Source organism: Streptomyces sp. NPDC000410 (assembly GCF_040300305.1).
Classification (GTDB): Bacteria; Actinomycetota; Actinomycetes; order Streptomycetales; family Streptomycetaceae; genus Streptomyces.
Map to the genome: position 1 here is coordinate 1 of NZ_JBEPDM010000042.1, position 12,628 is coordinate 12,628.

At 71.8% G+C, this 12,628-nt stretch carries 13 protein-coding genes; 1 reads left to right on the plus strand and 12 read right to left on the minus strand.

The annotated features are described in order from the left end of the window. Positions 1-195: 195 nt before the first annotated feature. The 9 genes from ABT342_RS29655 to ABT342_RS29695 all read right to left on the minus strand — a co-directional run bounded on the left by ABT342_RS29655 (position 196) and on the right by ABT342_RS29695 (position 9,145). Complete coding sequence (locus ABT342_RS29655; protein WP_351580602.1) at positions 196-1,257, minus strand: 2-aminoethylphosphonate ABC transporter substrate-binding protein; 1,062 nt, start codon at positions 1,255-1,257, stop codon at positions 196-198. 69 nt (positions 1,258-1,326) lie between these two features. Beyond that, positions 1,327-2,124, minus strand: coding sequence for an ABC transporter permease (locus tag ABT342_RS29660; protein ID WP_351580604.1), 798 nt, complete (start codon positions 2,122-2,124; stop codon positions 1,327-1,329). Then, a complete protein-coding gene (locus ABT342_RS29665) occupies positions 2,111-2,983 on the minus strand; it encodes a 2-aminoethylphosphonate ABC transporter permease subunit (RefSeq protein ID WP_351580607.1) in 873 nt (290 codons plus the stop codon). The genes ABT342_RS29660 and ABT342_RS29665 overlap by 14 nt, the downstream gene beginning before the upstream one ends. Then, the gene (locus tag ABT342_RS29670) at positions 2,976-4,022 is read right to left on the minus strand and encodes an ABC transporter ATP-binding protein (protein ID WP_351580610.1); all 1,047 of its coding nucleotides are present in this window, start codon (positions 4,020-4,022) and stop codon (positions 2,976-2,978) included. Before ABT342_RS29670 ends, ABT342_RS29665 begins: the two co-directional genes overlap by 8 nt. Beyond that, positions 4,019-4,771: a phosphonatase-like hydrolase gene (locus tag ABT342_RS29675; RefSeq protein ID WP_351580613.1), complete on the minus strand. Its 753-nt coding sequence runs from the start codon at positions 4,769-4,771 to the stop codon at positions 4,019-4,021. Before ABT342_RS29675 ends, ABT342_RS29670 begins: the two co-directional genes overlap by 4 nt. A 5-nt stretch (positions 4,772-4,776) precedes the next feature. Further along, positions 4,777-5,898, minus strand: coding sequence for a TIGR03364 family FAD-dependent oxidoreductase (locus tag ABT342_RS29680; protein WP_351580616.1), 1,122 nt, complete (start codon positions 5,896-5,898; stop codon positions 4,777-4,779). 134 nt (positions 5,899-6,032) lie between these two features. Continuing rightward, on the minus strand, positions 6,033-6,818 hold the full coding sequence (locus ABT342_RS29685; RefSeq protein WP_351580618.1) for a GntR family transcriptional regulator: 786 nt from the start codon (positions 6,816-6,818) through the stop codon (positions 6,033-6,035). A gap of 36 nt (positions 6,819-6,854) precedes the next feature. Beyond that, positions 6,855-7,775 carry a hypothetical protein gene (locus ABT342_RS29690; RefSeq protein WP_351580622.1) on the minus strand — a complete coding sequence of 307 codons (921 nt, stop codon included), beginning with the start codon at positions 7,773-7,775 and terminating at the stop codon, positions 6,855-6,857. 191 nt (positions 7,776-7,966) lie between these two features. Beyond that, on the minus strand, positions 7,967-9,145 hold the full coding sequence (locus ABT342_RS29695) for an ROK family protein (RefSeq protein WP_351580625.1): 1,179 nt from the start codon (positions 9,143-9,145) through the stop codon (positions 7,967-7,969). Between the two features lie 67 nt (positions 9,146-9,212). On the opposite strand from ABT342_RS29695, the gene ABT342_RS29700 reads away from it, so the two are divergent. After that, positions 9,213-10,283: a Gfo/Idh/MocA family oxidoreductase gene (locus ABT342_RS29700; protein ID WP_351580628.1), complete on the plus strand. Its 1,071-nt coding sequence runs from the start codon at positions 9,213-9,215 to the stop codon at positions 10,281-10,283. Between the two features lie 3 nt (positions 10,284-10,286). Here ABT342_RS29700 and ABT342_RS29705 read toward each other — a convergent pair whose 3' ends face one another. The 3 genes from ABT342_RS29705 to ABT342_RS29715 all read right to left on the minus strand — a co-directional run bounded on the left by ABT342_RS29705 (position 10,287) and on the right by ABT342_RS29715 (position 12,557). Further along, positions 10,287-10,658 carry a Uma2 family endonuclease gene (locus tag ABT342_RS29705; RefSeq protein WP_351580631.1) on the minus strand — a complete coding sequence of 124 codons (372 nt, stop codon included), beginning with the start codon at positions 10,656-10,658 and terminating at the stop codon, positions 10,287-10,289. A gap of 210 nt (positions 10,659-10,868) precedes the next feature. Then, complete coding sequence (locus ABT342_RS29710) at positions 10,869-11,729, minus strand: fumarylacetoacetate hydrolase family protein (protein WP_351580634.1); 861 nt, start codon at positions 11,727-11,729, stop codon at positions 10,869-10,871. Positions 11,730-11,843: 114 nt separating this feature from the next. Then, positions 11,844-12,557 carry a YidC/Oxa1 family membrane protein insertase gene (locus ABT342_RS29715; RefSeq protein ID WP_351580637.1) on the minus strand — a complete coding sequence of 238 codons (714 nt, stop codon included), beginning with the start codon at positions 12,555-12,557 and terminating at the stop codon, positions 11,844-11,846. Positions 12,558-12,628: the final 71 nt, after the last annotated feature.

The following is a 12,628-nucleotide window of genomic DNA, read 5'->3' on the forward strand; positions in this document are numbered from 1 at the left end:
GGTATTTACGGGGTGCTGCCATGGTGCTGGTGGTTCTCCTTCGCCAGGACGGTAACCCTGGCATCAGGGACTCCACAAATCTCAGTACAGCTCAGACTGCTCGAACTAACGAACCGGGGCCAGACGGGTTACGGGCGCGGCCCAACGCTCCGGCATCCCGCTTGGCACCGGAGCGTTGGGCTAGACCCGTTACCATCAGCTGCCGGTCGCGGTCTTCCACGCGTCGACGTACCGGGGGAGGTTCTTGTCGATGTCGTTCCAGTCCGGCTCGAAGACCTCGACGCCCGCCAGCAGCTTGGTCAGTTCGATGGCGTTGGCGTCGGTGGCCTTGATGTCGCTGCGCGAGGAGAAGCCGCCGCCGATCTCGCTGACCTGCTGCTGGGCCTTGTGGGTCAGCATGAAGTCGAGGAGCTTCTTGCCGTTCTCGCTGTGCGGGGCGTTGTCGACGAGGCCGGCGGCGTACGGCAGGGCGAACGTGGTGGGCTTGCCGCCCTGCTTCGCCGGGAACCAGATGCCCAGGTTCGGCATGGACTTGGACTGGGCGTAGTTCATCTGGACGTCGCCGTTGGCGACGAGGATCTCGCCCTTGTCGACCTTGGGCGCGAGCTTGGAGGTGGAGGAGGACGGGCCGACGTTGTTGGCCTGGAGCTTCTTCAGGTACGCCATCGCCGGCTCCTGGCCGCCGAAGTCGTGCATGGCCTTGATGACGACGGCGGTGCCGTCGCCCGCGACGCCTGGGGTGGAGTACTGGAGCTTGTTCTTGTACTTCGCGTCCAGCAGCTCCTCCCAGGTCGTAGGTGACTGAGCCAATTCCTTTTTGTTGTAAACAAATCCGAAGTAGTTGTTGACGACCGAGATCCACTTGCCGTCAGCGTCCTTGTCGGCGCCGTTGACCTTGTCCTCGCCGGCCGGGACGTACGACTGGAGCAGTCCCTTGGCGTCGGCCTGCTGGATGAACGGCGGGAGGGTGACGAGCACGTCGGCCTGCGTGTTGCTCTTCTCGCGGGCGGCGCGCTGCACCATCTCGCCGGAGCCGCCCTCGACGTACTTGACCTTGATCCCGGTCTCCTTCTCGAAGTCCTTGAAGACCCGGTCGTACCAGCCGTCGCCGTTCTCGCCCTTGAGGCCGTCGGCGCTGTAGACGGTGACGACCCTCTCGTCGGAGGCGGCGGAGGAGCCGCCGCAGGCGGTGAGGGTGGTGGTGAGGGCGAGGCTGCCGGTGACAGCGGCGGTGATCGTGGTGAGGTTGCGGCGCATGACGACGTACAACTCCTAGCGGATCGGGGACTGTCCGGGAGTGGTTCCGGGACCAGCGGGTCAGCGGGACTATCGGTACGAGGCTTTGGTGCGGATACGGGAGACGGCGAGCAGGACGAGCAGCGTCGTGGCCATGAGGACCACGGCGACGGCCGAGCCGGTGAACAGGGAGCCGCGGTCGGTGGCGGTGAAGATCAGTACCGGCAGCGGCATCCAGTCCGGCGGGTAGAGCATCATCGTGGCGCTCAGCTCGCCCATCGACAGGGCGAAGCAGAGCCCCGCCGCCGCGTTGAGGGACGGCAGCAGCAGCGGGAGTTTCACTCGGCACAGGACGTACGAGGGACGGGCCCCGAGGCTGGCGGCCGCCTGTTCGTACATCGGGTCGAGACGCAGGATGGCGGCCGAAACCGACTGGTAGGCAAACGCCGTGACAAGAACGGTGTGCGCGAGGATCACGATCCAGCGCGTTCCGTTGAGCAGCACCGGCGGCTGCGAGAAGGCGACCAGCACGGCGAGGCCGACGACCACGGACGGCACGGCGACCGGCAGCATGAACAGCGCGTCGAGGGCGCGGCGGCCGCGCCTGCCGAGCGAGGCCGCGGCGAGGGCGGCCCACGCGCCGACGGCGAGGGCGAGCACGCTCGCGGTGACCGCCGTGACCAGGCTGGTGGTGAGGGCCTGCAGCGCCTCACCGCGCGTCGCCGACACGTAGTGCTCGGCGGTCGGCCCCGACGGCAGGGCCCCGGACCAGTTCGTGGCCAGCGACGCGGCGACGACGACGAGGAGCGGGAGGGCGAAGAGGGGCACGAAGAGGGCGAAGAAGACGGCCCACGTGGCCCATCTGCCCGTACGGCTATGCACCAGCACGGCGGCTCACCACCCGGTAGAGGGCGTACAGCCCCACGGAGATCGCGATGTTGACGACGGCGACGACGCACGCGGCGGCGTAGTCGGATTCGAGGATCGCCTTGCTGTAGACGAGCATCGGGAGGGTCGTGACGCCCTTGGCCCCGGTGAAGAGCACGATGCCGAACTCGTTGAGGCACATGACGAGTACGAGGCTGCCGCCCGCGGCGAGCGCGGGCAGGGCCTCGGGCAGGATCACCTGCCGGATGATGCGCGGCGCCCGCGCGCCCAGCGAGGAGGCGGCCTCCAGCTGTGCGGTCTCCAGCTGCGAGAACGCGGCGAGGAGCGGCCGCATCACGAAGGGCGTGAAGTACGTGATCTCCGCGAGGAGCACGCCCCGGGGGGTGTTGAGGAACTGGAAGGGGCCGCTCGCCGCTCCTGTGGCGTCCGTCCACATCCCGTTGGCCATGCCGACCGTGCCGTAGATGAACAGCAGGGCGAGGGTGATCAGGAAGGACGGGAAGGAGAGGAAGACGTCGATGAACTTCGCGACCGCCTTCCCGCCGGGGAACGGTACGAACGCGATGATCAGCGCGAGTGTGAACCCGAGGACGAGGCACCCGGCGGTCGCCCCGACGGCCAGCCACACGGTGGTGGTCAACGCCTCCCGGAACGCCTGCGACGTGAAGACCTCGGCGTACGCGCCGGGCACGAGGGATTCCTGGACGACGAGCGCGAGGGGGTAGAGGAACACGACGCCGAGGACGGCGACGGGCGGCAGGGCCCAGACCCACCGCTGCGGGCGGGCGTTCCGCGGGGCGCGGGGGACGGCGGGCGCGGCCCCCCGGTCCGGGCCGACGCGTGTGGTGGCGCTAGCCATCGGTCACCCCCGCGGCCAGCAGCACCGCGTCCTCGGGCGCGAAGTGCAGCGTCACCTCGTCCCCGAGCGCCGGTGTCTCGCGCAGTTCACGCAGGTCCGCCTTGACCCGGTGCCCGTCGATGTCGACGTAGAGCCGGTGCGTCGATCCCCGCCACTGGACCTCGGCGATGCGCCCGCGCAGGGCGTTGGGTCCGTCGCCGAGGCCGACGAGGTGCGGGCGTACGCACAGGGTGGCGCCGCCCACGACGTCCCCGGTGGGGACCTTGAGGTCCCGGCCGGCGAAGGACACCGTGCCGGATCCCACGGTGACCGGCAGCAGGTTCGCGTTGCCCACGAACGAGGCCGTGAACCGCGTACGGGGCCTGCGGTAGAGGTCCTGCGGGGTGCCGCAGTCCTGGAGCCGGGCCTTGTCCATGACGGCGATCCGGTCGGCGAGGGTGAGCGCCTCGACCTGGTCGTGGGTGACGTACAGGATCGAGACGTCCGGCAGCTCACGGTGCAGCCGGGCCAGCTCCGCGAGCATCCCGGAGCGCAGCTGTGCGTCGAGTGCGGAGAGCGGCTCGTCGAGCAGGAGCACGTTCGGCCGGATGGCGAGCGCGCGGGCGATCGCGACGCGCTGCTGCTGGCCGCCGGAGAGCTCCCGGGGGTAGCGCCTGGCGTACGCGGCCATGCCGGTCATCTCCAGGGCCTCGGCGACTCGGCCGGGGATGTCGCGCTTGGGGGCCTTCTGCGCCTTCAGTCCGAAGGCGACGTTGTCCTCGACGCGCAGGTGCGGGAAGAGGGCGTACTGCTGGACGACCATGCCGATGCCGCGCCGGTGCGGCGGCAGGTCGGTGACGTCCCGGTCGCCGATGAACACCCGCCCGGAGACGGGGCGTACGAAACCGGCGACGGCGCGCAGCGCGGTGGTCTTGCCGGAGCCGGAGGGGCCGAGGAGGGCCATGACCTCGCCGGGTTCGACGGTCAGGTCGAGGGTGTCGAGGACGGTGTTGCGTCCGTAGGCGACCGAGACCCCGTCGAAGCGGATCCCGCTCGTCATGCTTCCCCCCGGTCCGGTCGGTCGAGTCGCTCCGGTCGGTCCAGTCGGTCGAGGAGCGCGGGCAGTTCGGCGACGGATCCGATCACGTGCGTGGCGCCGTGGGCTTCGAGCTGCGCCGCGTCGTGCGCGCCGGTGAGCACGCCGGCGACGACCCGCGCCCCGGAGCGTACGCCGCTGAGCATGTCGTACGACGTGTCGCCCGCGACCACGAGCTGCTGTACGCCGTCGACGGCGGCCGTGCGGAGGAACGCGGCGAGGACCATGTCGGGGTAGGGGCGGCCGCGGCCTCCGGCGTCGGCCGGGCAGAGGGTGAGCTCGACCAGGTCCCGCCAGCCGAGGGCGTCGAGGATGGCGTCCTGGGTGACGCGGGCGAATCCGGTGGTGAGGACGACGGTGCGGCCCCGGTCCCTGAGCTCTTCGATGGCGGCGCGGGCGCCGGGGATCTCGGCGATGCGGCCGCCGTCGGCCAGCTCGCCGTAGGCCTCTTCGAAGGCCTTGTTGGCCGCCTGTGCCTTGGCCTCGTCGCCGAAGAGATGACGGAAGACGGAGATCTTGGACTCGCCCATGGTGGCGCGTACGTAGTCGAGCATGCGGGGCAGCGCGTCGGGCTGTGCGCCGAGGCGCTCGGCGGCCGTTTCGAAGGCCTGCTCGACGAGGCCGCCGTCGGCGACGGTCGTGCCGGCCATGTCCAGGACGACGAGGTTCAGGGGGTTCGAGGCCGGTCGGGTCGGTCGGGTCGGTCGGGTCATCTGTGTCACCAGTTCAGTTCGTTCGCGGTTCGTTCGGCGATGGCGGGCGAGCAGGTCATCCCGCGTCCGCCCGGCCCGGTCACCAGCCATACGCCGTCGCGCACCTGCTGGCGGTGGACGACGCGGGACGTGTCGGTGCACTGCGCGTACACCCCGGCCCAACGGCGGCGGATCGTCGGCAGGGGCCGGCCGAGGAAGCCTTCGATGACCTGGGTGAGGTGCTCGTAGGGGTCTTCGAGCGTGTCGAAGGCGAAGGGGTGCTCGTACTCGTGGGTGTCGCCGATGGTCAGCCCGCCGTCGCGGCGCTGCACCATCAGCAGCTGCATCTTGTGCGCGGCGGCCGTGGGCCGCTGCGCCTGCCCGGCGTTCAGGGCTTCCAGGGCTTCGGACTTGTACGCCGGGTAGTAGCGGAAGGAGTCGGCGTCGGCGACCGAGGTGGTGAGGGGTTCGCCGAGCGGATCGGTCTGCGCCATCTGGAGGCGGACGCGGCGTACGGGGATCTCGCCCGCGACCTCGCGGACCAGCCCGCCGAGCCAGGCTCCGGTGCACAGGACGACGGCGTCGCCGCTGTGGACGTCCCCGTGGTCGTCGCGCACAGCGTTGTCTCCGATGACCTCGCGGACCTCGCGGCCGGGGAGGAAGGTGTAACGGCCGGTCGCCATCAGGGCCTCGCGCAGGGCGAGCTGCGCGGTGCGCGGCTCCACGGCGGCGTCCCGCTCGCACCACAGGGCGGCCGTGAACGCTCCGCGCAGCGCGGGGTTGAGGGCGCGCGCCTCGTCGGCGGTGACCAGCTTGTAGCCACGGGCGGCGGCGTCCGGGCGGGCGACGGCGGCCTCGGCGACGGCGAGCTCCAGGTCGTTCCGTACGGGCGTCAGCGACCCGATGGCCCGGAAGCCCAGCTGGGGAACCCGGGCCCCGATGCCCTCCCACAGCTCCCGCGCCCGCAGCGCGGTCTCCAGCTCCTCGCCGCCGGCGCGGCCGCTGACCCAGATCTGCCCGAAGTTCCGGAGGCTTGCCCCGCGCGCTTCGGCTTCCCGCTCGATCTGCACGACCTCGTGGCCGCGCTCGATTGCCTGCCAGGCGTGCATGGTTCCCACGACTCCGGCGCCTACGACGATGACTCTCATGGCGGCAACGGTGCGGGGGGTGGGTGACGCGTTGGCGGCGGGTCGGGAACGGGACAGTGAACGGGCCCTCAAGGTTGGCCTAGACCCGTTATCGTTCCGTGACTTCAGCGGTCCCTGGTGGGTCACTCACCGCCCTAAGCCCTGCCCGTTCCCTCGCCTCCGAGGTGCGCGCTGAAGCTGAAGCGGTCCCCCCGGTACAGCGTCCGCACCCGCTCCAGCGGGCGCCCCTCGGTGTCCCTGGACACCCGGTGGATCAGCAGCATCGGAAGCGCGGGCGGGGTCCCGATGAGCAGCGCCTCGCGCGGCGTCGCCAGTACGGTCTCGATCCGCTCGTCGGCGTCGCCGAAACCGATGCCCAGCCGGTCGCGGAGGTAGGCGTAGAACGAGGAGTCCGGGTCGAAGTCCGTGTCCAGGTCGGGTACGCGGGCGACGGCGACGTACGTGCTCTCCAGCCCGACCCGCTCCTCGTCCGCGAGCAGCACCCGCTCCATGTGCCAGACCGGTTCCCCCCGCTCCAGCCCGGTCTCGGCGGCGAGCGTGGCCGGGCACGGGAAGCGGTCGAGGGAGATGAGGTTGCGTCCGGGGGTGAGGCCCTGACGCCGTACGCCCTCGGTGTAGCTGGCGAGCGACAGCGGCTGCTCCAGCTTGGGGCCCGCGACGACCGTTCCCCGGCCCTGCCGCCGCAGTCTGCCCTCCAGCAGCAGCTCGCGCAGGGCCTGGCGTACGGTCTCGCGCGAGACTTCGTACTGGACGGCGAGATCGCGTTCGGTGGGGAGCAGCCCGCCTTCGCCCAGTTCCTCTATCAGGGCGGCCACTTGGGCCTTCACCGCGTAGTACTTGGGGATCCGGCCGTGCTCGGGGATGCCGGAGCGGACGGGCGCGCCGGGGGCCTGGTCGTTCGGGTAGTTCGGGTGGTCCACCGGGCGATGTTACGCAGACGGAGGTGAACGGCCGGGTCAGCGCCGTCCGGAGCGGAGCCGGCGGGCGCCCACGAGGAGCGCCGCCCCGGTGGACAGGAGCGCGACGACGGCGACGATGAGGCCGACGACGTAACGCCTGCCGGTCGCGGCGAGCGCGTCCTCGTCGGCATCCTCGTCGGGGTCGGGGTCGGCGACGCCCGCGTCGAGCGGGGCGGACCGCGAGGCGTCGGGGTTCTTCGGGATGCCCGGGGTGTTCGGAGCGGCTGTGGAGGCAGCCGGATCGGCCGGGTCCGCCGGGTCCTCGGGGGTCTTCGAGGACTTGGGGGTCTTCGAGGACTTGGGCGGCCGCGGCGCGGTGGCGGCGAGCAGGCTGAAGCGGTAGTCGCCGGACTCCCCCACCCAGTCCCCGTCGGAGCCGCGGCGCTGTACGACGGCGGCGTTGGCGACGACCGAGTCGGCGAGCGTGTCGGCGGCGGGGAACGCGAGGCGCACGCGGATGGTGAGCGTGGTGCCTCCGGGCACGACGAAGCCGCCGAACCCGGTCGCGGCGAACGCGCCGACGGCCTCCCCCTGGTCCGTCTGCTCGAAGGCGACGGGCCGCCAGGTTCCGTTCCCCGCGTCGAAGAACTCCATCCGGATCCGGGCGGGGGTGAGGGCGCGGCCCCGGCCCGCGAGTACGACCACCGGGTGGATGTCCCGGCAGGCGGCGGCCGTGGTGTTGGCCAGCTCGATGGAGAACTCGCCGCCCGCGTCCCCGGCCCGGTAGGCGGCCGGTCCGCCGTCGATCCGGGTGGTGAGGGGGAAGTCGGCGGCCCGTACGTCCCCGCAGGCCGGCTGCGGTGCCGGTTCGGCGGCGGGGACGGTGGGGGCGGCGGCCTGGGCGGCCGGGGCCGCGATGACGGCGGGTGCGATCGCGGCCGTGAAGGCTCCGGCGGCGAGGGCGTGGCGCAGTCGCATGGGGAACCTTTGCAGCAGGGGTCGTCGTCCGGCGAGAGGCTGCCATGTGCGGGGCGGCCGCGCCGGGCGCACCACGCCCGGACGGCCGAACAGTCACACAATTACGCCCGGTCGGCGCACGGCTCTGCCGCCCTGGCGGCCTACCGGCCTCGCCGACTTACCGCCTCACCGGCCTCACCGGCCTCACCGACTTACCGGCCGAAGAGGGTGGCGAGGACGAGCTGCGCGGCCCCTTCGGCGACCGGGTACGCACCGGCGTCGGCGAGCGCGACATCCGCGGCCGTCGCCTCCCGCACCCCACGGACGAAGACCTCCGGCGCCGCGGCGACGGTACGCCCGCCGAGGAGCACCCGGTCGACGTCGAGCAGCCGTACGAGATTGCCCGCGCCGACGCCGAGCACACGGGCCGCCCCGTCCAGGTCCCCGCGGCCGACGGCGGCGAGGCACAGCACCTCGACGCAGCCGCGATTGCCGCACTCGCACTCGGGCCCGTCCAGCTGGACCACCTGGTGCCCGAACTCGCCGGCCCCGGTCCTGGCCCCCCGGTGCAGCGCCCCGCCGAGCACGAGCCCGGCGCCCAGTCCCGTACCGAGATGGAGGTACGCGAACGAATCCCCCGCCCCTTTCAGGGCCAGCCCGAGCGCCGCCGCGTTCGTGTCCTTGTCCAGGACGACGGGCAGCCCGAGCCGCTCCGCGAGAACGTCCCTGACCGGCACCCCGTCCCACTCCGCCGCCCCGGTCACCCGCCTCGGCACCCCACGGACGTGATCGAGCGGCCCCGGCATGGCGACCCCGACGCCGACGACCCGGGGGCCGGGCCCTGGCACCGACTCCGGCACCTGCCCGGGCACAGGCCCTGCCCCGGACGCCGACCCCGAGCCTGGCCCCGAGCCCGAGCCCGAGCCCGACCTCGCCCCGGGCTCCGACTCCGGCCACGGCCCCGGCCCCGGCCCCAGCAGCCCCCGTACCTCCTCCTCCGCCGCGGCCAGCACCCTCGCCGTCGCCCCGCCGCCCAGCTCCAGCGGCCGGGTGCGGGACGCGACCACCGTGCCCGCGAGGTCCACCAGCACCGCCGTCAGCTCGTCGCGGTCGAGGTGCAGGCCCACCGCGTGCGCGGCGGACGGGACGAGGCACAGCACCGTGCGGGGCTTGCCGCCGGTGGAGGCGCGGCGGCCCGCCTCCGTGGCCAGCCCCTCCGCGCGCAGCCGGGCCGTGATCTTGCTGACGGCCTGCGGGGTCAGCCCCGTACCGTCGGCGATCTCCAGGCGGCTGATCCCCTCGCCACCCGCGCCGCGCAGCAGATCCAGCACCAGCGCGGCGTTGTGCCCGCGCAGCACCGGCAGATTCGCACCCGCGTTACTCCTCTTCACCCGCCCATTGTCCGCCGCGCTTGCACTTTGGCAACACCGTTGCTTAAGTGAAGTCATGACTCCCGGCATGACTCCCCTGCGCGTCGGACTCGTCGGCTACGGCCTCGCGGGCTCCGTCTTCCACGCCCCGCTGATCGCCGCCACCGAGGGCCTCGCCCTCGACACGGTCGTGACGTCGAACGAGGAGCGCCGGGAGCAGGCCCGCGCCGAGTTCCCCGGCGTACGGTTCGCCGCCACGCCCGAGGAGCTGTGGGCGCGCGCGGACGAGCTCGATCTGATCGTGATCGCGTCCCCGAACAAGACGCACGTCCCGATCGCGACCGCCGCCCTCAAGGCCGGCCTGCCCGTCGTCGTGGACAAGCCGGTCGCCGGGACCGCCGCCGAGGCGCGCTCCCTGGCGGGCCTCGCGGAGGAGCGCGGCCTGCTGCTCTCGGTCTTCCAGAACCGCCGCTGGGACAACGACTTCCTTACTCTCCGCCGGCTCCTCGCGGACGGCGAACTCGGCACCGTCCAGCGCTTCGAGTCCCGCTTCGAGCGCTGGCGCCCCCACCTCAAGGGCGGCTGGCGCGAGTCCGGCGCCCCGGAGGAGATCGGCGGTCTCCTCTACGACCTGGGCAGCCATGTCGTCGACCAGGCCCTGGTCCTCTTCGGCCCGGCGGCGCTGGTGTACGCGGAGTCCGACGTACGCCGCCCCGGCGCCGAGGCCGACGACGACACCTTCATCGCCGTCACCCACGCCAACGGCGTCCGCTCGCACCTGTACGTGAGCGCCACCACCGCCCAGCTCGGCCCGCGCTTCCGCGTCCTCGGCTCGACCGCCGGCTACGTCAAGTACGGCCTGGACCCCCAGGAGACGGCACTCCGCGAGGGCGAACGCCCCTCCGCCCAGGGCGCGTGGGGCGTGGAGCCGCAGGGGCTGTGGGGCCGCATCGGCGCCGGGGAGTCCCCGCTGACCGGCGGCGGTACGCCCGTACCGACGCTCCCGGGCGACTACCCGGCGTACTACGCGGCCATCGCCACCGCCCTGCGCGACGGCACCCCTCCCCCGGTCACCGCCCACGAGGCCGCCGCCGCCCTCGACGTCCTGGAGGCGGCCCGCCGCTCGGCCCTCGAGGGCGTGACGGTGCGGCTCGGCTGAGGTTTACGCCAGGTCGGAGGTGTCCAAGTCGAACCCGAACGGCTCGGGAAGCGGGAGCTTCGCCCCGAAGACGGCGCGGGCTTCGTGCTGGTAGCGGCTGCCCTGGGGCTCCCAGTGCACGACGACCTCGCCGCGATGCCGGTCGATGAGTAGATGCACCGGCATCGCGGCCTGTGCATAGGCGTCGCGCTTCTCGACTCGGTCGACCTCGGCGTCCTGCTCACTGCCCGAGGTCACCTCGATGACCATGAGCACTCCCGAGGCATCCGACCATGACGGCTGCCCACGGAAGTTCCCGACTGGGGCGACGGCCCCGTCGACCCGAGCACGCCCCGCGCGGTACGCAGGCACCGCGAGACCGCGCTCCTGATACACGCGCAGGCCGGGGTCGTGTGCGCGAACCGGTCACCGACGGACATCACGTTCTCGTCGTGATCACCGTCCGGGGCCGGAGTGACCAGGATCCTCCCGTTGATCAACTCGACGTGAAGGGTCTCCGGCGCCGCAGCGGCGAGCGCTGCGAACTCGTCGAGTGTCACTTCGGCCTGCGCAACAGTCATGGCGCCCTCCTTCAGGGCACCAAACCTACGCGTCCTTGAGCTCCTGGCGCTGCCGCCCGAGCCCCTCCACCTCCAGCTCCACCACATCCCCGCCCCGCAGGAACGGCTTGGGCTCCGGCTGCCCCTGCGCCACACCCGCCGGCGTACCGGTGTTGATGACGTCCCCGGGGTACAGGGTCATGAACTGGCTGACGTACCGCACCACTTCCGCGACCGGGAAGATCTGGTCGGCGGTCGAGCCGTTCTGCTTCAGCTCACCGTTGACCCAGAGCTTCAGCGACAGCGCCTGCGGGTCCGGCACCTCGTCCGCGGTCACCAGCCACGGCCCCAGCGGGTTGAACGTCTCGCAGTTCTTGCCCTTGTCCCACGTGCCGCCGCGCTCGAGCTGCCACTCACGCTCCGAGACGTCGTGGGAGAGCGCGTACCCGGCGACGTGCGCGAGCGCCTCCTCCTCCGACTCCAGGTAGCGCGCGGTACGTCCGATGACTACCGCGAGCTCGACCTCCCAGTCCGTCTTCACGCTTTTACGCGGTACGAGCACGGTGTCGTTCGGCCCCACCACCGTGTCCGAGGCCTTGAAGAAGACGACCGGCTCGGCGGGCGTCGCCTGCCCCGTCTCGGCGGCGTGGTCGTGGTAGTTCAGCCCGATGCACACGACTTTGCCGATGCGGGCGAGCGGCGGCCCGATCCGCAGCCCGGCCGCATCCAGGACCGGCAGCTCACCGGCCTCGGCGGCCGCCCGGATCCGGTCCAGCGCGGCACCGTCGGCGAGCAGCTCCCCGTCGATGTCCGCGACCAGCCCGGACAGGTCCCGGAGGGTCGTTCCGTCCTGGTCGAGCAGCGCCGGACGTTCCGAGCCCGCCGTACCGACACGCAGCAGCTTCATGGTCTCTCCCTGTGGTCGAGGTGGCCCCGGCCGATGGAGTGCGGCCATCGTGGGATTGGTCGATCCTCCAAGACATCCGACCACCCCGCAAGACCCCGTTCACACACTGGACCGTTACCCGGCAGTAATCGGAGCGCCGGCCGGGTAGAGAAGCACCCTTTCCACGGCGCTCCACGTAGTGCTCGTCACGACGTAGAGCGCCGCCGCGAGCGGCACCACGGCCACCGTGATCAGCGTGGCGAACGACATCAGCGGCATCACCTTCGTCATCGCCCCCATGCCGGGCATCTGCAACGCATCCGCCTGACCCACCTCCGCCATCTGCCGCTTCGTCCGCACATACGTGAACGCGGCCACGACGGCGACGATCACGAACAGCACCCCGTACACCGCGAGCCCCGCCCCGCCGAACGGCTCGTCCGTCCACCGCCCGCCGAGCGGAGCACCGAGGAGCTCACCGCCGACGCTCCCGCTCGCGAACAGGTGGTACATCAGCAGGAACGCCGGCACCTGCATCAGGCTGGGCAGGCACCCGGACAGCGGCGACACCTTCTCCTTGGCGTGCAGCTCCAGCACGGCCTTCTGCAGCCGCTCCGGATTCTTGCGGTGCTTCTTGCGCAGCTCGGCGATCTGCGGCGCGAGCCGGGTCCGCGCCTTCTGGCCCCTCGCGGCGGCCCGTGAGAGGGGATGGACGGCGAGCCGTACCACCACGGTGAACAGGACGATGGCCGCGGCGGTGGCGGACTCGTGGAAGACGGGCTGGACCAGTTCGGCGAGCTGCTCAACAAGAGCACCGAAGAAGGACATAACAGACGTAAGGACAGACATGGAGAGGCCCTCTGCTTCTCGTCGTGCCAAAGACAAACAACAGACGTGTCGGCATGACGAGTCGCGCGGGG